Origin of the sequence: Falsiroseomonas selenitidurans, assembly GCF_012103215.1 — a bacterium.
Lineage (GTDB): Bacteria > Pseudomonadota > Alphaproteobacteria > Acetobacterales > Acetobacteraceae > Falsiroseomonas > Falsiroseomonas selenitidurans.
This window is the reverse complement of the sequence record NZ_JAAVNE010000002.1, coordinates 99,596-117,565: the sequence shown is the minus strand read 5'-3', so window position 1 is coordinate 117,565 and position 17,970 is coordinate 99,596. Positions and strand designations below refer to the sequence as shown.

15 protein-coding genes are annotated in these 17,970 nt (G+C 71.9%); 6 read left to right on the top strand and 9 right to left on the bottom strand.

Annotated elements, in window-relative coordinates:
• Positions 1–89: 89 nt before the first annotated feature.
• The 6 genes from HEQ75_RS02085 to HEQ75_RS02060 are packed head-to-tail and all read right to left on the bottom strand — an operon-like array spanning position 90 to position 5,888.
• On the bottom strand, positions 90–1,154 hold the full coding sequence (locus HEQ75_RS02085; RefSeq protein WP_168027261.1) for an ABC transporter ATP-binding protein: 1,065 nt from the start codon (positions 1,152–1,154) through the stop codon (positions 90–92).
• Positions 1,151–1,933: an ABC transporter permease gene (locus HEQ75_RS02080; protein ID WP_168027260.1), complete on the bottom strand. Its 783-nt coding sequence runs from the start codon at positions 1,931–1,933 to the stop codon at positions 1,151–1,153. Before HEQ75_RS02080 ends, HEQ75_RS02085 begins: the two co-directional genes overlap by 4 nt.
• Positions 1,933–3,114, bottom strand: coding sequence for an ABC transporter permease (locus HEQ75_RS28985; protein ID WP_168027259.1), 1,182 nt, complete (start codon positions 3,112–3,114; stop codon positions 1,933–1,935). The genes HEQ75_RS02080 and HEQ75_RS28985 overlap by 1 nt, the downstream gene beginning before the upstream one ends.
• Positions 3,115–3,120: 6 nt before the next feature.
• Positions 3,121–4,155: an extracellular solute-binding protein gene (locus tag HEQ75_RS02070; RefSeq protein WP_168027258.1), complete on the bottom strand. Its 1,035-nt coding sequence runs from the start codon at positions 4,153–4,155 to the stop codon at positions 3,121–3,123.
• Positions 4,152–5,120 (bottom strand): aminotransferase class IV, encoded by a 969-nt coding sequence (locus tag HEQ75_RS02065; protein WP_168027257.1) that lies wholly within the window; start codon positions 5,118–5,120, stop codon positions 4,152–4,154. Before HEQ75_RS02065 ends, HEQ75_RS02070 begins: the two co-directional genes overlap by 4 nt.
• Before the next feature lie 60 nt (positions 5,121–5,180).
• A complete protein-coding gene (locus tag HEQ75_RS02060) occupies positions 5,181–5,888 on the bottom strand; it encodes a hypothetical protein (RefSeq protein ID WP_168027256.1) in 708 nt (235 codons plus the stop codon).
• Positions 5,889–5,991: 103 nt separating this feature from the next.
• Here HEQ75_RS02060 and HEQ75_RS02055 point away from each other — a divergent pair, with 103 nt between their 5' ends.
• Entirely contained in the window at positions 5,992–6,966 is a 975-nt protein-coding gene (locus HEQ75_RS02055; protein ID WP_168027255.1) for a Bug family tripartite tricarboxylate transporter substrate binding protein, read from the top strand.
• 63 nt (positions 6,967–7,029) lie between these two features.
• On the opposite strand, the gene HEQ75_RS02050 is transcribed toward HEQ75_RS02055, so the two are convergent.
• Positions 7,030–8,772 (bottom strand): DEAD/DEAH box helicase, encoded by a 1,743-nt coding sequence (locus tag HEQ75_RS02050; RefSeq protein ID WP_168027254.1) that lies wholly within the window; start codon positions 8,770–8,772, stop codon positions 7,030–7,032.
• Positions 8,773–9,036: 264 nt separating this feature from the next.
• Positions 9,037–10,290: a CaiB/BaiF CoA transferase family protein gene (locus HEQ75_RS02045; RefSeq protein ID WP_168027253.1), complete on the bottom strand. Its 1,254-nt coding sequence runs from the start codon at positions 10,288–10,290 to the stop codon at positions 9,037–9,039.
• Positions 10,291–10,458: 168 nt separating this feature from the next.
• On the opposite strand from HEQ75_RS02045, the gene HEQ75_RS02040 reads away from it, so the two are divergent.
• The gene (locus tag HEQ75_RS02040; protein ID WP_168027252.1) at positions 10,459–11,397 is read left to right on the top strand and encodes a LysR substrate-binding domain-containing protein; all 939 of its coding nucleotides are present in this window, start codon (positions 10,459–10,461) and stop codon (positions 11,395–11,397) included.
• A 20-nt stretch (positions 11,398–11,417) separates the two neighbouring features.
• Here the strand turns inward: HEQ75_RS02040 and HEQ75_RS02035 are convergent, their stop codons facing one another.
• Entirely contained in the window at positions 11,418–12,398 is a 981-nt protein-coding gene (locus HEQ75_RS02035; RefSeq protein ID WP_168027251.1) for a Bug family tripartite tricarboxylate transporter substrate binding protein, read from the bottom strand.
• Positions 12,399–12,665: 267 nt separating this feature from the next.
• On the opposite strand from HEQ75_RS02035, the gene HEQ75_RS02030 reads away from it, so the two are divergent.
• From HEQ75_RS02030 to HEQ75_RS02015, 4 genes are all read left to right on the top strand, one after another.
• Positions 12,666–13,781 carry a Bug family tripartite tricarboxylate transporter substrate binding protein gene (locus HEQ75_RS02030; protein WP_168027250.1) on the top strand — a complete coding sequence of 372 codons (1,116 nt, stop codon included), beginning with the start codon at positions 12,666–12,668 and terminating at the stop codon, positions 13,779–13,781.
• Positions 13,782–13,847: 66 nt separating this feature from the next.
• On the top strand, positions 13,848–15,818 hold the full coding sequence (locus tag HEQ75_RS02025; protein WP_168027249.1) for a tripartite tricarboxylate transporter permease: 1,971 nt from the start codon (positions 13,848–13,850) through the stop codon (positions 15,816–15,818).
• A gap of 20 nt (positions 15,819–15,838) precedes the next feature.
• Positions 15,839–16,939 carry a 4-oxalomesaconate tautomerase gene (locus tag HEQ75_RS02020; RefSeq protein ID WP_168027248.1) on the top strand — a complete coding sequence of 367 codons (1,101 nt, stop codon included), beginning with the start codon at positions 15,839–15,841 and terminating at the stop codon, positions 16,937–16,939.
• Complete coding sequence (locus HEQ75_RS02015; RefSeq protein WP_168027247.1) at positions 16,936–17,964, top strand: Ldh family oxidoreductase; 1,029 nt, start codon at positions 16,936–16,938, stop codon at positions 17,962–17,964. Before HEQ75_RS02020 ends, HEQ75_RS02015 begins: the two co-directional genes overlap by 4 nt.
• Positions 17,965–17,970 lie beyond the last annotated feature (6 nt).

Sequence of the window (17,970 nt, the reverse complement as noted above, 5' to 3'; positions counted from 1 at the left end):
GCTTTTCCCTTCGGCGGGTGCAACGCAGCAGGATCTCGCCCCGAATGCCACGCGCCACGGCGCATCGTGTCAAGCCTGAATGCGCCGGTTCAGGCCGGAAAGACGATGATGGCGGCTTCGGGGATGGCAATGCGCAGCGTCGTGCCGGCCTGCGGCACCTGCCCCGCCTGCTGGCGCGGCAGTTTCGCGAAGAAATCCGTGCGGCCTGCCCAGGCCATGCGCAGGCGGCAATGGTCGCCGAGGTAGACCACCTCCTCCACCCGCGCCGCCGCGGCATTGGGCGCCGCCTCCGCCGCCTCCAGCAGCACGCGTTCCGGCCGGATGGAGACCAGCGCGGCGGCGCCCGCCTGCAGCCCGTGCGGCAGGGTGGCGAGCATGCTGCCTTCGGCCAGGCGCAGCCGCGTGGCATCCAGCACCGTGGCCGGCAGGCGGTTGTTCTCGCCGATGAAGCCGGCGACGAAGGGGTTGGCCGGCGTCTCATACACCGCCTGCGCGGTGCCGAGCTGCTGGATGCGGCCCTGGTCGAACACGGCGATGCGGTCCGACAGGGTCAGCGCCTCCGACTGGTCATGCGTCACATAGACCATGGTGACGCCGAGCTCGGCATGGATGCGGCGGATCTCGGCCTGCAACTCCTCCCGCAACTGCTTGTCCAGCGCGCCCAGCGGCTCATCCAGCAGCACCAGCGGCGGGTTGAAGATCAACGCGCGCGCCAGCGCCACGCGCTGCTGCTGGCCACCCGACAATTGCTGCGGCCGGCGCCCGCCGAGCCCGGGCAGGCGCACCATCGACAGCGCCGCCGCCACGCGGCGCCCGATCTCCGCGCGCGGGACGCGGCGGATGGACAGCGGGAAGGCCAGATTCTCCGCCACGCTGAGATGCGGGAACAGCGCGTAGTTCTGGAACACCACGCCGATGTTGCGCCGGTGCGGCGGCACCGTGTCGATCCGCGCGCCTTCCAGCGTGATGCTGCCGGCGGTGGGATCCTCGAAGCCCGCCAGCATCATCAGCGTGGTGGTCTTGCCGGAGCCGGAGGGGCCGAGCAGCGTCAGGAACTCGCCGCGGCGGATCTCGAGATCCAGCTCGGCGACGACCCGCGTGCGGCCGTCATAGGATTTCGACACGCCGTCGAAGCGCACCAGCGTCGCGGTCATCGTGCCGCCCGCCTTGCCGCGCGCAGCCGGAGAAGCTCGCTGCCCAGCAGGAACACCAGGGAGGACAGGAACAGCAGCGTCGCCGCCGCCAGGATGGTGGGGCTGAGGAATTCGCGCACCGAGGCATACATCTGCCGCGGCAGGGTGAACTGGCCGGGGCCGGCCAGGAACAGCGTGATGACGAATTCATCGAGCGAGGTGGCGAAGGCGAAGATGGCGCCGGCGGCGATGCCCGGCCAGATGTTCGGCACCACCACGCGCCACAGCGCCGGCAGCGGCGCGGCGCCAAGCGAGGCGGCGGCGCGCAGCAGCGTGGCATCGAAGCCCTGCAGAGTGGCCAGCACCGCGACCACCACGAAGGGCACCGCGACCACCGTATGCCCCAGCACCAGCCCGGCGAGCGAGCCGGAAAGTCCGACCAGCGAATAGGCGAAGAACATGGCGGCGGCCGTGACGATATAGGGCGTGACCATCGGCAGCGTCAGCAGCGTCAGCAGCACCGCCTTGCCGCGGAAGCGGCCGAGCTGCAGGCCGATGGCCGCCGCCGTGCCCAGCAGCGTGGCCAGCGCCGTGGTGGCGAAGGCGACGACGAAGCTGTTGCGCGTGGCCAGCACCCAGCGGCCCTCGGTCAGGAAGGCTTCGTACCAGCGCAGCGACAGGCCGCGCGGCGGCAGCACCATCAATTCGGTGGGGGAGAAGGACAGCAGCACCACGGCCGCCATCGGCGCCAGCAGGAAGCCCAGCACCAGCGCGGTGAACAGCAGCAGCGCCGCGCGCATCAGCCGCGCAGTCCCGCCTGCGCCACGCCGCCGGTCAGCACCCGCACCAGCCCCACCATCGCGCCGGTCATCGCCAGCAGATAGGCGGACAGCGCCGCCGCCATGCCCCAATTCACGTCGCGGTTCATGAAATTGGCGATGAACCACGCCACCATCTGGTCCCGGTCGCCACCCACCAGCGCCGGCGCCGTGTACATGCCGACCGACAGCAGGAACACCATGGCGCCGCCCGCCAGCACGCCGGGCAGGCTCAGCGGCAGCCAGACGCGCAGGAAACGCTGCGGCCCGTTGGCGCCGAGCGAGGCGGCGGCACGCAGGAAGGTACCGTCCAGCCCCTTCATCACGCTGTGCATGGGCAGGATGGCGAAGGGCAGCAGCACATGCACCAGCGCCAGCACCACGGCGAAGCGCGTGCCGAGCATCTGCACCGGGGCCTCCAGCATCCCCAGCGCCTGCAACGCGCCGTTCACTGGCCCTTCCCGCTGCAGCAGCACGAACCAGGCGGTGCTGCGCACCAGCACGGAGGACCAGAAGGGAATCAGCACCAGCGTCAGCGCCACGGCGGACCAGGGCGGCCGCAGCCCGGCGATGGCGGCGGCCACCGGGTAGGCCAGCAGCACGCAGAGCGCCGTGACCAGCAGGCTGATGCCCAGCGTGCGCAGGAACAGCGTCCGGTACAGCCGTTCCTCCACCGGCAGCGCCCGGACCTCGCCCTGCGGCGTGCGCGTGGCGTCCATCGCCCGCAGCAGGTACAGCGCGGTGGTGGGGCCGCCGGCACGCTGCAGCAGCAGCCAGGTCTCGCGCTCGCCCCAGCGCGCATCCAGCGCCGGCAGCGATTGCGCATGGGGCGCGGCCAGGCGATCCGCCGCCCGCGCCACGCGCAGCAGCGCGGTGCGCAGGCCGGTGCGCTCGAAATTCAGGCGCTGCGCCAGGTCGCCGATGCGCCGTGCCTGCAACGCCGCGCCGGCTTCACGCGCCAGGGCGGCGAAGGCGGCTTCAGGCGGCAGGCCCTCGCCGTCCCAGCCGGCCAGGATGGCGCTTGTCTCCGGCAGCGTCGCCACCACCTCACGATCGGCCACCGCACGGAACAGGGTGAGGCCGACGGGGACCAGGAAACTGCCGAGGATCAGCAGCAGCAGCGGCGCGATCAGCGCCGCGGCCAGCAGGTTGGTGCGCCGCACCCGTCCTCAGCGGTTCAGCCAGGCGGCGAAGCGCTGTTCCAGGTCCGGGCCGTTTTCGAGCCAGAACTCGGTGTTGATCTCCAGCCCTTCCGACTGGTGGTTCGTCATCATCAGCGGGTTGCGCGCGCGGACATCCGGGTTCTCCGCCACCGCCTGCGTCACCGGGTTGATCGGCCAGGCGCGGGTCAATTCCAGCAGCGGTTCGGGGCTGGTGATATGCTCGATCAGCCGCATGCCGGCCGCCGCATTCTCCGCCCCGCGCACCACCGCCCAGCTGTCGAAGGCATAGAGCAGCGTCGGCCAGCGGAGGTTGTATTTCTGCCCGGCGCGGATGCCGTTGGCGACGCGGCCGACGAAGCCCACCGCATAGGCGATCTCGCCGCTGTTCACGCCTTCCAGCGGCTGCTGGCCGCCGGTCCAGAAGGTCAGGTTCGGGCGCAGCCGGTCCAGCGCGGCGAAGGCGCGGCGCTGGCCTTCCGGCGTCGCCAGCACGTCATACACCTGCGCCGCCGGCACGCCGTCGCCCATCAGCGCGATCTCCAGCGTCATGCGCGCGCCGCGGCGCAGCGCGCGGCGGCCGGGGAAACGCTGCGTGTCCCAGAATTCCACGAAATTCGCCGGGCCCTGGGGGTGCCGCGCCTCGTCGTAGAACACCGAAACGCCCCAGCCGATGGCGCCGGCGCCGCAGGTGGTGGCGCCGCCCGGCATGAACTTGCCGCGGGTGACCACGGACCAGTCGATGCGCTCGAAGATGCCGTCCTCGCAGCCGCGCACCAGGTCCGGTGCCTCCACCATCACCACATCCCAGGTGACGTTGCCGGCCTGCACCATCGCGCGGATTGGGCCGACATTGTAGTCATAGGCGGTGTCCACCACCGGGATGCCCGTGCTGGCGGTGAAGGTCTGGAACAGCGTGCGGCGCATATGCTCCTGCAGGGTGCCGCCACCGGCGACCACCGTCAGGTCGCGGGCCGATGCCGGCGCCGCGCCGGGCAAGGCCAGCGATGCGAGCACGGCCAGGGATGCAAGCAGGCGCTTCATGGCGGTGTCTCCAGGGCGGGGGGCGGAATCGTGTCGACCGGGGTGATGTGCCAGCCGGCATTCTTCCTGGCGTAATAGCCATTGAGCAAGCGCGTTGTGACCGGCCCCGGCACCCCCGCACCGATCGGCCGCCCGTCCAGCCAGGTCAGCGGGAACAGCCCGCAGGAGGTGGCGGTGAGGAAGGCTTCCTCGGCGGTGGCCAGCGCCTCCGGCATCAGGCGCCCGTAGCGGGCGGGGATGCCGGTTTCCGCCGCGATCTCGAACATGGTGCGGCAGGAGATCCCCTCCAGCACCCCTTCACCGGGCGAGACCAGCCCGCCATCGATCACCGCCACCACGTTGAAGCCCGGCGCTTCCGCCACCGCGCCCTCCGTGGTGCACAGGATGGGCACGTCGTGGCCGGCATCCTTGGCCAGGAAGGCGGCGCGGACGAAGTCGCCCCAATGCGTGTTCTTCCACACCGGGTTCACGGCGCTGGCGGGAATGCGCGCCACGTCGCGCACCAGCATCCCGTGCTGCCCGCGCGCCATCTCCGCCGGCTGGCCGCGCAGCACCAGCGGCGTGACGGTGGCGAAGAAGCGGTTGGTGGAAGCGGTGGGGTCGCGCGTGCCGGGCACGGCGGTGCCGCGGGTGCAGGCGAAATACACCAGCGCATCCGCCAGCCCGCTGCGCCGCACCAGGTGCGCCAGCAGCGCCCGCATCGCCGCGCGGTCCATGCCCGCCTCCAGCCGCAGCCCCGCCAGCGAGGCGAAGAAGCGGTCCAGGTGATCCTCCAGCCGGAAGAAACCGCCGCGCCAGACATGCACCACGTCATAGGTCATGTCGGCATACATCAGGCCGAGGTCGCGGACCGGAATCCGCGCCTCCGCCAGCGGCACCACCGCGCCGTCGATCCAGGCCAGGGCGCGGGAGAAATCCGCCTTCGCCACGGTCAGATGCGTGGGAACCTGCAACGCCTCGACCATCCGCCACTCCTCAGCCGTCGCAGGATAGGAAGCCGGCGCGCGCCCCGTCAAACCGGCGCGTCAGGCCGCGGGCGGCGCGAAGGCCCCCTGCCCCGCCACCGCCGCCCAGGCGCGGAAGGCCGGCGATGGCGTGACGCGGCCGGATTGCAGCAGGCCGAGCCAGGTCTCCGTCGCCTTGACGAAGCGGTTCACGCCGCGCGGCCAGATCGCCAGGCTCATCGCCTCCGCCATGCAGGGCTCGGGCACCTCCAGCGCATAGGCCGATTCCAGCACCACGCGCAGGCCCCAGATCTCCTCGCACGCCGTGTGCAGGCCGATCAGCGCCAGCCGCGCCAGGCCCGGCGGCAGCGGCGATGCCGCGATCAGCGCATCGCAGCCATCGACATATTCGCGCGCCGCCGGCAGCGCCGGGAACTGCCCCTGCCAGTGATCCGCGAAGCAGGCATAGCGCCGCGCGCCCGCGGCGAAGGCCACCAGCCGGAACACCGCGGCGGCCAGCGCATCGCCGCCGCCGGCCAGGCGGAATTTGTGCAGGTGGTGCGTGCCCACCGGTTCCTCGCACCCCGCGAGGATCGCCAGCCACACCACCTCCCGCTCCAGCGGCGCCAGGTGGCGCGGATCCAGCGTCAGCGCGCGGTACATCGCCTCATAGGCCACGTGCAGCTCCGGCAGCGCGGCGGCCATGGCGCCGTGATGCGGCAGCACGAAGCCGCGCGCGGCGCGGATGGTCTCGAGCGCGTGGCGCACATCGTCGGGGCTGCGGGGCATGGCCGATCCTGCGAAGCGCCCCGCGAAGGGTCAAGTGCGGGGTGGCCAGGCCAGCATGATCTGCGCATATTTGTCCGGTCAAACAGGAACAACGAGGTTCATCATGCGTCGCCGCCACGCCCTTTCCCTGCTTGCCGCGCCCCTGCTGCTGCCGCGCCCCACGCTCGCCCAGGCTGCCTGGGCGCCGACGCGCCCCATCACCATGGTGGTGCCCTTCCCGCCCGGCGGGCCGACGGACCTCGCCGCGCGCGTGGTGCAGGCGGGCATGGCGGCGGCGCTCGGCCAGACCGTGGTGGTGGACAATCGCCCGGGCGCCACCGGCGCCATCGGCTCGCGCTACGTCGCCCAGCAGCCGGCCGATGGCCACACGCTGCTGGTCGCGGCCAGCGGCACGCTGACCATCAACCCGGTGGTGATGCGCAACCCCGGCTACGATGTGGAGAAGGACTTCACGCCGGTGACGCTGGTGATGACGGCGCCGAACATGCTGGTGGTGCATCCCTCCGTCCCGGCGCGCACGGTGGCGGAGGTGGTGGCCTGGATGAAGACCATGCCGGACGGGCCTTCCTACGCCTCCTCCGGCGTTGGTTCCTCGGAACAGCTCGGCATGGAGTTGTTCAAGCTGCTGACGAAGACCGAGGCGCAGGCCGTGCCCTTCGCCGGCGGCCCGGCGGCGGCGCAGGCGGTGATCCAGAACCTGGCGCCGATCGCGGTGCTGAACGCCGCGACGGTCGGCCCGCATGTGGAAGCCGGCCGCCTGCGCGGCATCGCCATCTGCGGCCCGCGCCGCTTCCCGAAGCTGCCGGAGGTGCCGACCATGACGGAACAGGGCGTGCCGGAGCACGTCTCCGGTTCCTGGACCGCCATCGTCGCCCCCGCCGGCACGCCGGAGCCGGCGCTGGAGCGGCTGAACCAGGTCATCGTCGCCGCGCTGAAGACGCCGGAAGTGACGGAACGCCTGGCCCGCGTCGGCTTCGCGGTGGATGCGACCAGCCGGGCGGAGCTCGGCCGGCTGCTGGCCAACGACCTGGCCCGCTGGCGCCGCGTGGTGCGCGAAGCGAACATCCCGGTGAACTGACGGCGCGCCTCCCACTTCAGCCAACCCTATCCCCGGCAGGGGATAGGGACTTGCCTGGGGCGGTCAGTCGCCGCGCGGGGGGCGCTTGCTGGCGGGGTAGGGCCGGGCCGGGCCGCGCGGGGCCTGCGAGGCGGCATGGGCCGCCACCGGGCGCTCGCCACGCGGCGGATAGGGGCGCGGCGCGCGCGGCGGCTGGCGCGGCGGCGCGCGGCTCGGCAGCGGCACATGGGCCATCGGCTCGATCCGGATGCGGTCATCCTCGTCGCCCGTCGCCTGCTGCGCCGCGGCGGCGAAGCGGGCGGCGGCCCAGGGGGCGATCTCCACCCGCGTCTCGCGGTCCATCACCTCGATCCGCCCGATCTCGCGCCGCGTCAGATCGCCGCGGCGGCAGACGAAGGGCAGGATCCAGCGCGGATCCGCCTGGTCGTGCCGGCCGATGGAAAGGCGGAACCACACGCCATCCCCGCCGCCTTCGCGTGGCGGGCGCGGGGCCGGCGGCGGCAGCACGGAAAGCTCCTCCGGCGCCGGCAGGCTGGACCGCAGCGCGCGGAACAGCGCGGCCGCCACCTGCTCCGCCGGGCGCTCGGCCAGCAGCGCACGGACCAGTTCCAGATCCTCCTCCTCCGCCACCGCATCGGTCGCGGCGCGGGCCTGGAGCGCCAGGCGCTCCCGGTCCTTGGCGCGAACATCCTCGGCGCTCGGCGGCGCCGACCATTCGGCCTGGATCCGCGCGGCCGACAGCAGGCGCTCGGCCAGCCGGCGGCGGCTATGCGCCACCAGAAGCACGGCCACACCCTTGCGCCCGGCCCGGCCGGTGCGGCCGGAACGGTGCTGCAGGGTTTCCTTGTCGCGCGGCAGCTCGGCATGGATCACGAGGCCGAGATCCGGCAGGTCAATGCCGCGGGCGGCCACGTCCGTCGCCACGCAGACCCGGGCGCGGCGGTCGCGCAGGGCCTGCAGCGCGCGGTTGCGCTCCGCCTGGGTCAGCTCCCCGGACAGGGCGACGGCGGAGAAGCCGCGCTCCGAGAGGCTGCCATGCAGCCGGTTCACCTGTTCCCGCGTGTTGCAGAAGACCAGCGCGCCGCCGGATTCATACCAGCGCAGCGCATTGACCACGGCGGCCTCGACCTCCCGCGGCCCGACCAGCATGGCGCGATAGGCGATGTCGCCGTGCCGCTCCCCCTCCACCGTCGCCGCGATGCGCAGCGCATTCCGCTGGTAGGAGGCCGCCAGCGCCACGATCTCCCGCGGCACGGTGGCGGAGAACATCAAGGTGCGGCGGGCTTCCGGCGCACCCTCCAGGATGGCTTCCAGATCGTCCCGGAAGCCCATGTCCAGCATCTCGTCCGCCTCGTCCAGCACCGCGGCGCGCAGCTGGGAGAGGTCGAGATTGGCCCGCTCCAGATGGTCCCGCAGCCGCCCCGGCGTGCCGACGACGATCTCCGCCCCCTGCGACAGGGCGCGCCGGTCCGCCCGCACATCGGTGCCGCCGACACAAGCGATCACCCGCGCGCCGGTGCCGCCATAGAGCCAGGCCAGTTCGTCCCGCACCTGCATCGCCAGTTCGCGCGTCGGCGCGATCACCAGCGCCAGCGGCCGGCCACTCCGCCCTGCCTCCAGCACCTGGGCCGCAATGGCCAGGCCGAAGGCCACGGTCTTGCCGGAGCCGGTCTGGGCGGACACCAGCAGGTCCCGCCCCTCCGTCGCCGGATCCAGCACCGCGGCCTGGACAGGGGTGGGCTCGTCATAGCCACGCTCGGCCAGGGCCAGGGCAATGGGCTTGGGAAGGTCTACGGGAAAGGGCATGGTGCCGGTGCTTTACCCCATGCGAGGGGCCTTCCGCCAACAAAGCGATGCCACCCCGCGCATGGCAGCCCCGCGCGCGCGGGGCGTGGCGACGGGAAGGGCGCGCGGGTGGTCCCGCAGGGGGCCGGCGGAACCGTGGGGCCAGCGGCCGTCCTGGCCCCCTCCTCTCCTGCTCAAGCCTCATGGGTTTCCAAAGGGCCGCCGCCCTTTGGCGGGAGGGGTGCGGGGAGGGCAGCGCCCTCCCCGCCGGCCGCCCAGCGCCTCTCACCCCTCGCCCAGCACCACGCCCGCCGCGCGCAGGCGGGCGAGTTCGGTGGCACCCAGCAGGGGGGTCAGCACGGTGTCGTTGTGTTCGCCGAGGCGGGGCGCCGGGTTGCGCAGGATGCCGGGGGTGAGGGACAGGCGCGGGACTTCGCCGTGCATGGGCAGGGTGCCGTCCGGCATGTCCGCGTCCGGCACTTCCACCAGGGCTTCGCGATCGGCGATGTAGGCGTCCTGGTCCAGCTCCGCCACGTCCATGATCGGGCCGATGGTGACCCCGTCGCGGTCGAACTTCGCCAGGGCCTCGGCGCGGTCCATCTGGCCGAGCGCGTCGCGGATGATGCCGTCGATGATGTCGATGTTCGCCAGGCGGTCGGGGTTGCTGCGGAAGCGCGGGTCGTCCACCAGTTCCGGCCGGCCGATGCTGTGCATCAGGCGCACGAAGACCGCCTGGGTGGAGGTGGACAGGCTCAGCCAGCCGCCGTCGCGGGTGCGGTAGGCGTTGCGTGGCGCGGTGTTGGTGCTGCGGCTGCCGGTGCGCGGCTTCACCTTGCCGCTGACCCGCCAATTCGCCATCTGCGGTTCCAGCACCGTGAACATCGGCTCGAACAGCGAGAGGTCGATGACCTGCCCCTGCCCGGTGGCTTCGGCGTGGCGCAGCGCGATCATGACGGCGGAGGCGCCGTAGAGCCCGGCATAGGCATCCGCCATGAACATCGGCGGCAGCACCGGTTCGCGGTCGGCGAAGCCGTTCAGCGCCGCGAATCCGGCATAGCCTTCCACCAGCGTGCCGAAGCCGGGCTTGTGGCGGTAGGGGCCGGTCTGCCCCCAGCCGGAGATGCGGACGATGACCAGCCGCGGGTTCAGCGCCAGCAGGGTTTCGGGCGCCAGGCCCATCTCCTCCAGCACGCCGGGGCGGAAGCTTTCGACGAGGATGGCCGCCCCTTCCGCCAGGCGCTTCACCACCGCCACCGCCGGCGCCTGGCGCAGGTCCAGGCACAGGCTGCGCTTGTTGCGGCACCAGGTCTTCCAGGCGGTCTCGATGCCGCCCACCTTCCAGGCGCGCAGGCTGTCGCCGGCCGGCGGCTCCACCTTCAGCACCTCCGCCCCATGGTCGGCCAGCACCTTGGTGAGCATGTTGCCGGCGACGAGGCGGGAGAGGTCCACCACCCGCACCCCGTCGAGCGCGCCCTGCGCCGCGGCGTTGAATTCCCGGCGCCGCTTCGGCTGGCGCGGCTGCGTCTGGTCCCTGTCCACGCGGCTTCCTCCTGCCCGCTCAGGGGTAGGCGGGGCGGCCGGGGTGGTCAATCCGGCGCCGCCGTCACCCCCTGGACCCGCCCCCCTGGCGGCGCGTATCTGATGCCCTGCCGCATCGTTCAGCCGCGCGGTGCGAAGGCTTCAGCCCCCATCCGGAAGGATTGCGCCATGACCCTCGCCGGCCTGTCGCTGCGCGACCTGGAATACCTGCTGGCGGTGGCCGAGCATCTCAGCTTCGGCCGCGCCGCCCAGGCCTGTGCCGTCAGCCAGCCGACGCTGTCCGCGCAGATCCGCAAGATCGAGGAATTGCTGCAGGTGGAGTGCTTCGAGCGCGCGCCGCGTGGCGTGCTGGTGACGGCGCGCGGGGCGGAGCTGGTGGCGCAGGCGCGGCTGGTGGTGTCCGAGGCGCGGCGGATGTTCGAGATCGCGGCCGCCGGCGCCGCGCCGCTGGAGGGCACCTTCCGGCTCGGCGTCATTTCCACGCTCGGCCCCTACCTGGTGCCCTTCCTGCTGAAGCCGCTGCGCGCGCGCTTCCCGCAGCTGCGCCTGCTGCTGTCCGAGGGGCTGACGCGGCAGATCGCCCGGCAGGTGGAGGAAGGGGAGCTGGATGCGATCCTGGCCGCTTCGCCCCTGCCGGGGCCGGAGCTGACGGAGCTGCGGCTGTTCCGCGAGGAATTCGTGCTGGTGGTGCCGCGCGACCACCCGCTGGCCCGGGTGGAGCAGGTGACGCGGGAGGATATCCCGGTGGCCGAGCTGATCCTGATGAGCGAGGGCCACTGCCTGCGCGACCACGCCCTGGCCTATTGCCCGACCCGGCTGCAGGAGGACCGGCCCGAATTGCAGGCCGCCAGCCTGGAGACGCTGCGCCAGATGGTCGCCGCCGGCGTCGGCTGTTCCTTCATGCCGCAGCTCGCCGTGCAGGTGGGTGCGCTGCTGGACGACATGGTGGCCTATCGCCGCATCGGCGATGGCAGCATGGCGCGCGACGTGGCGCTGTTCCACCGCCCCGGCTTCAGCCGCATCCGCGACGTGCGCCTGCTGCGCCAGGCGATCCGGGAGATCCTGGGCGAGCAGAGCGCGGTGAAGGTGGCGGCGACGCTGGCCTGAGCGACGCCGCCACCAACCCATCAGCCCTGCGGGTTGATGCCGGCGCTGCGGATCACGCCTTCCCAGCGCGGGATCTCCGCCGCCAGCTGCGCCGCCAGCGCCTCCGGCCCATCCATGCGGACGATGGCGGCGGCGGGGCCAAGGCGGCTGACCAGCACCTCGTCATTGTGCATTGCCTTCAGCTCCGCAACCAGGCGCTGCATCAGCGGGGCCGGCATGCCCTTCGGCGCGAACATCGCGAACCAGTTCGGCGCGGTGAAGCCCGGCACCTGCTCGGCGATGGCGGGAATTTCCGGCACCGCGGGCACGCGCTGCGGCATGGTCATGCCCAGCAGGCGGGCGCGCCCCTGGCGGTAATGCGCCAGCACCTCCACCGAACTGCCGAAGATGTAGTCGATCTCCCCGGTGTAGATCGCGTTCACCGCCTGGCTGATGCCGCGATAGGGCACGTGCACCGTCTCGATGCCCGCCAGCGCCGCGAATTGCGCCCCGGCCAGGTGGTTGGCGGAGCCGACGCCGCCCGAGCCGTAGGTGAGCTTGCCCGGATTGGCCTTCGCTTCCGCCAGCAGCGACGCCAGGCTGTCGAAGCGGCTGTCGATGCGCACCATCAGCCCGGCCGGCACGTCGCAGACCACGGTCAGCGGCGCCAGGTCGCGGCGCGGGTCGAAGTTCAACTGCTTCTGCAGCGTCGGCAGGATGGCGACGGAGGAGGAGATGAACAGCAGCGTCCCGCCATCGGGCGCCGAGTTCGCCACCATCTGCGCGCCCAGGCCGCCGCCGACGCCGGGCCGATTCTCCACGATGAAGGTGGCGCCCAGCGTGCGGCTCAGCCGTTCGGCGATGATGCGCGCGGGAATGTCCTGCGGCCCGCCGGCGGCGAAGGGAATCACCACGCGCACCTGGCGGATCGGCCAGGCGTCCTGCGCGCGGGCGGCGCCGGTGGCGAGGAGGGGGGCGGCGAGCGCGGCGCCGGCGAGTCCCAGGGCCTGTCTGCGATGCATCTTGTATCCTCCGGCTGGCGCGTCTCGGCACGCCTGATGCGCCATTGTGCCGGGTGCGTCCGGGGCCGTCACCCCCGCATCCTCGCGCCGGACCAACAAGAAAGATGGACGAGCCATCGCTTTTGCGACAAAGACCGAAACTGGAATGCCGTCGCGGCGCGGCGGCATGCGGCGTGGGAAACGAGGGCTTTGCTTCGGCCGGGTTTCCGACGCTATTGATCTGGCGGTGCGGGAGCCAACCCGCCAAGAAGTTTCGGGAGACACAACATGACACGTCCAGGCACCCCCTACCTGTCCGGCCGCCGCGACCTGCTTCGCCTGGGTGCCGGCCTCGGCGCCGCCGCGGCCACGGCGCCCTTCGCCGGTTCGGCGCAGGCGCAGGACTTCGCCGGCCGGACCATCGAATTCGTCATCCCGTTCGCTGAAGCCGGCGGCAGCGACGTCTGGGCGCGCTTCATGGCGCCCTATCTCGCCAAGCACCTGCCGGGCAGGCCGAACGTCATCGTTCGCAACGTGCCTGGCGGCGGCTCCATCACCGGCACCAACACCTTCTACCAGCGCGCGCGGCCGGACGGGCTGAGCTTCATCGGCACCTCCGGCTCCACCCAGTTCCCCTACCTGCTGGGCGATCCGCGGGTGCGCTACGACTACACCAAGATGATCCCGACCTATGTCTCGCCCACCGGCGGCGTGGTCTACCTGCCGAAGAGCCTGGGCATCGAGAATGCGTCCCAGCTCGGCCGGCTGCGCGACCGGGAACTGGTCTATGGCAGCCAGGGCGCGACCTCGCTCGACCTCGTGCCAATGCTGGCCTTCCGCCTGCTCGGGCTGAATGTGCGCTTCGTCTTCGGCATGCGCGGGCGTGGCGAGGCGCGGCTCGGCCTGATGCGTGGCGAGATCACCATCGACTACCAGACCTCCTCCGCCTTCCTCACCCAGGTGATGCCGCTGGTGCAGGCGGGGACAGCAGTGCCGATGTTCTCCTACGGCGTGCTGGACGGCCAGGGCAATGTGCAGCGCGATCCGTCCTTCCCGGACCTGCCGCATTTCGTCGAGGTGTACGAGATGCTGAACGGCCGCAAGCCGTCGGGCGTGGAGTTCGACGCCTACCTCGCCTTCTTCGCCTCCGGCTTCGCCGGGCAGAAGCCGGCGCTGCTGCCGCAGGGCACGCCGGCCAACATCGTCGCCGCCTACAAGAAGGCCTTCGCCGATGCGGTGGCGGACCCGGAGCTGCAGGCGCGCAAGGGCGATGTGCTGGGCGAGTACAAGCAGGCGGTGGGCGATGACGTGGATGCGGTCTACCGCGTTGCCACCAGCATCAAGCCCGAGGCCCGCGCCTGGGTGCGGAACTTCCTCACCACCAACCACAACGTCCGCTTCTGAGCGGCCGGGCGGGCGCGGCGCCGAGGCGCCGCCCCGCCGTCCCGCGCCGCGAAGGCCACCTGCCCGATGATCGACCTGTTCTTCGCGACGCTCGGCAATCTGCTGACGCTGCAGCACATGAGCTACATGCTGGCCGGCGTCAGCCTTGGCCTGGTGATCGGCGTGCTGCCAGGGGTGGGCGGCATCGCCGGCCTGTCGCTGCTGCTGCCCTTCCTGTACGGCATGGATGCGACCTCGGCGCTCGCCATGCTGATCGGCCTGCTGGCCATCATCCCGACCGCCGATACCTTCACCTCCATCCTGATGGGCATCCCCGGCTCCTCGGCCTCCCAGGCCACGGTGCTGGACGGCTTTCCGCTGGCCAAGCAGGGCCAGGCGGCGCGCGCGCTGTCGGCGGCCTTCGCGGCCTCGATGATCGGCGGGCTGTTCGGCGCGCTGCTGCTGACCTTCGCCGTGCTGATCGCCAGCCCGATCATCCTGTCCTTCGGCACCGCCGAGCTGTTCATGCTGACGCTGTTCGGGCTTTCGATGGTGGGCGTGCTGTCGGGCGCCAACATGGTGAAGGGCATCGCCTCCGCCTGCCTCGGCCTCGGCTTCGGGCTGGTCGGCGCGGCGCCGGCCACCAGCGAATACCGCATGGACTTCAACCTGCTGTACCTGATCGATGGCATTCCGCTGGTCACCGTGGCGCTCGGCATCTTCGCGCTGCCGGAGATCCTGGACCTGCTGCGCGGCGGCGGTTCCATCGCGCAGGGTGCGCAGCTCGGCCGCGGCTGGTTCCGCGGCGTGCGGGACACGCTGGGCAACATCTGGCTGACGCTGCGCTGTTCCGGCATCGGCGCGCTGATCGGCGCGATCCCCGGCATCGGTGGCAGCGTGGTGGACTGGATCGCCTATGGCCATGTGGTGCAGACCACGCGGGACAAGTCGCAATTCGGCAAGGGTGACATCCGCGGCGTGATCGCGCCCGAATCCGCCAACAACGCCACCGCGGCCGGGGCGCTGCTGCCGACGCTGCTGTTCGGCATCCCGGGTTCCGGCTCGATGGCGATCTTCCTCGCCGCGATGATCCTGCTCGGCATCCAGCCCGGCCCGGGCATGGCCAGCACCGACCTCGGCATCACCTACACCATCATCTGGTCGCTCGCGATCGCCAACGTCATCGGCACGGCGATGTGCATCCTGCTGGCGCCGGGGATCGCGAAGCTGACGGCGGTGCGCTACGCGCTGATCGCGCCCTTCATGATCATGGTGATCTGCTTCGCCGCCTTCCAGGCGACGCGCAGCTTCGCCGACCTGATGGCGCTGCTGTTCATGGGCATCCTCGGCATCTTCCTGCGCCGCTTCGGCTGGTCACGGCCCGCCTTCCTCATCGGCTTCGTCCTGGCGCTGGGTGGGGAGCGCTACCTGTACCAGGCGGTGCAGTTCTATGGCTGGGGCTTCGTGACGCGGCCGCTGGTGCTGGTGATCGCGGCCATCACGATCATTTCCATCTGGGCCGGTCTGCGCGGGACGAAGAGCGGCAGCACGATCCACACCGAAGGCTCGGCGGAGACCTCCGTCGCGCGCAACATGACGCCGCAGATCGCCTTCTCCTGCGTCGTGCTGGCCGGCTTCGGCTTCGCCATCCAGCAGGGGCTGGGCGTCTCCTTCCTCGCGCAGATCTTCCCGATCGCGGTCGGCATCGTCGGCGGGCTGGCGACGCTGCTGCTGCTGGTGCAGCAGGCGCGCGGCCCGGTCGCCGCGGGGTCCGCCAATTTCGACAGCGAGGCCGAGGCCCGCGATGGCGGGCCGTGGCGCTTCCTGCTGTGGTTCCTGGGCTTCATGGGCGCGATCGGCCTGGTTGGCTTCTTCGCCGCGCTGGTCGGCTTTTTCATGGTCTTCCTGCGGGTCGTGGCGCGGTCTTCCTGGGTGCAGGCGGTGGCGCTGACCGCCGGTGCGGGCGGCCTGATGCTCGTACTGGCCAATGCGCTGAACCTGGTCTTCCCCGGCGGCCTGCTGCAGGAGTATTTCGACTTGCCCTGGCCGTTCCGCTGAGCGCCTGCAAGGACCCTCCGATGACCCTCCAGACCGCCATCCCCTGCACCTTCATGCGCGGCGGCACCAGCCGCGGTCCCTATTTCCACCGCGGCGACCTGCCGGAAAGCCGCGAGGATGCCGGCCGCGTGCTGCTGGCCGTGATGGGCTCCCCGGATGCGCGGCAGATCAACGGGCTGGGCGGCGCCACCACGCTGACCAGCAAGACCGTCATGGTCAGCAAGGCGGCGCCGGGCGAGAAGCAGCAGGTGGACTACCTGTTCGCCCAGGTCTCGGTGGACAAGGACTTCGTCGACTGGGGCCCCACCTGCGGCAACATGCTGGCCGGCATCGGCCCCTTCGCCATCGAGGAAGGCCTGGTGCCGGCCGAGGATGGGGAAACCAAGGTGCTGATCCGCGCGGTGAACACCGGCGCGCTGATCGAGGCGGTGGTGCAGACCCCGGGCGGCCGCGTGACCTATGACGGCGATGCCGCGATCGCCGGCGTGCCCGGCACCGCCGCGCCCATCGTGCTGAACTTCGCCGACGCCGTGGGCGGCGCCACCGGCAGGCTGATGCCCACGGGCAACCCGATGGACCATATCGAGGGCGTCGACGTCACCTGTCTCGACGTCGCCATGCCGGTGGTGATCGCCCGCGCCCGGGACCTCGGCAAGACGGCGCGCGAATCGGCCAAGGAACTGGACGCGGACCGCGATTTCATGGCGCGGATCGAGCGCATCCGCCGCGCCGCCGGGCTGGCCATGGGCATGGGCGATGTCGCCGGCAAGGTGATGCCGAAATTCGCCATGGTGGCGGAGCCCGCCGGCGGGGCGGGCGTTGCCGCGCGCTACTTCACGCCGCTGGCGACGCATGAAGCCATGGCCGTGACCGGCGGCATCTGCATCGCCAGCGCCTGCAAGCTGCCCGGCACGGTCGCCGCCGGCATCGCCGTGGTGAATGCCGAGGCGCGGGAGATGGTGACGCTGGAACACCCGACCGGCGTCATGGAAGCCGTCATCACCACCGGCACGGCGGAAGACGGCAGCGCCACCATCCTCGGCGGCGGCACGCTGCGCACCGCGCGCCGCATCATGAAGGGCGAGGTGTACATCCCCGCGGCGGTCTGGCCCGGGAAGTGAGCCGGGAGACCATCGCCGAGCCGGCGCTGCGCAGCCTGGTGCTGCGGGCGCTGGAAGCCGGCGGGATGCGGCCCGCGGATGCGGCGCTGGCCGCCGGCGTGCTGGTGGTGGCGGAGGCCGCGGGCCTCACCACCCATGGCATCAGCCGCGTCGCGCAGTATCTCGGCCGCGTCGCCGTCGGCGGCATCGATGCGCGGGCCGAGCTGGCGGTGGAGCGCGTGATGCCGGCGCTGGCCATGGTCGATGGCCGCAACGGCGTCGGGCCGCTGGTCGGCATGCGGGCGCTGCAGGCGGCGCTGGACGGTGCGCGGGATTGCGGCATCGGCGCCGCCTTCGCCCGCGGCAGCAACCATTTCGGGCCGATCCTGCCCTATGCGCTGGCCGCGGCGGAGCAGGGTTTCGCGAGTATCATCGCCTCCAACGCCACCACCACCATCGCGCCCTGGGGCGGGCGGGACACGCGGCTGGGCAACAACCCGCTCGGTCTCGGCATGCCCTTCCCGGGCGGCGAACCGGTGGTGCTGGACATGGCGCTGTCCGTTGCCGCGCGGGCGAAGATCCGCGACCTGGCGGCGCGCGGCGAGCCCCTGCCCGAAGGCTGGGCGACCGATTCGGCGGGGCAGCCGACGCTGGACGCCAGGGCGGCGCTGGCCGGCTTCCTGCTCCCGGTGGGCGGCCACAAGGGCTACGGGCTGGCGGTGATGGTGGACCTGCTCGCCGGCCTGCTTTCCGGCGCCAGCTACCTGACGCGGGTGCGAGCCTGGGACAAGACGCCGGAGGTGGCGCAGGATCTCGGCCATGTCTTCATCGCCATCGATGCGACGAAGCTGGCGGACCGCGCCACGCTGGCCGCGCGCATGGCGGACTTCACCGGCATCCTGCACGCCACCCCCCCGGCCGACCCGGCCCGGCCGGTGCTGCTGCCCGGGCAGCGGGAGATCGCCACCCTGAAGCGCCAGAGGACGGAGGGGGTCAGCGTGGATGCCGCCGACCTGGCCCGGCTGCGGGCGCTGGCCGGGGCCTGAGAACGA

Bases quoted from the DNA above. Each gene is read 5' to 3' on its own strand.
- HEQ75_RS02020 (WP_168027248.1), top strand. From the start codon at position 15,839: ATGACCCTCCAGACCGCCATCCCCTGCACCTTCATGCGCGGCGGCACC.
- HEQ75_RS02040 (WP_168027252.1), top strand. From the start codon at position 10,459: ATGACCCTCGCCGGCCTGTCGCTGCGCGACCTGGAATACCTGCTGGCG.
- HEQ75_RS02060 (WP_168027256.1), bottom strand. From the start codon at position 5,888: ATGCCCCGCAGCCCCGACGATGTGCGCCACGCGCTCGAGACCATCCGC.
- HEQ75_RS02055 (WP_168027255.1), top strand. From the start codon at position 5,992: ATGCGTCGCCGCCACGCCCTTTCCCTGCTTGCCGCGCCCCTGCTGCTG.
- HEQ75_RS02035 (WP_168027251.1), bottom strand. From the start codon at position 12,398: ATGCATCGCAGACAGGCCCTGGGACTCGCCGGCGCCGCGCTCGCCGCC.
- HEQ75_RS02065 (WP_168027257.1), bottom strand. From the start codon at position 5,120: ATGGTCGAGGCGTTGCAGGTTCCCACGCATCTGACCGTGGCGAAGGCG.
- HEQ75_RS02070 (WP_168027258.1), bottom strand. From the start codon at position 4,155: ATGAAGCGCCTGCTTGCATCCCTGGCCGTGCTCGCATCGCTGGCCTTG.
- HEQ75_RS02025 (WP_168027249.1), top strand. From the start codon at position 13,848: ATGATCGACCTGTTCTTCGCGACGCTCGGCAATCTGCTGACGCTGCAG.
- HEQ75_RS02080 (WP_168027260.1), bottom strand. From the start codon at position 1,933: ATGCGCGCGGCGCTGCTGCTGTTCACCGCGCTGGTGCTGGGCTTCCTG.
- HEQ75_RS02085 (WP_168027261.1), bottom strand. From the start codon at position 1,154: ATGACCGCGACGCTGGTGCGCTTCGACGGCGTGTCGAAATCCTATGAC.
- HEQ75_RS02050 (WP_168027254.1), bottom strand. From the start codon at position 8,772: ATGCCCTTTCCCGTAGACCTTCCCAAGCCCATTGCCCTGGCCCTGGCC.
- HEQ75_RS02030 (WP_168027250.1), top strand. From the start codon at position 12,666: ATGACACGTCCAGGCACCCCCTACCTGTCCGGCCGCCGCGACCTGCTT.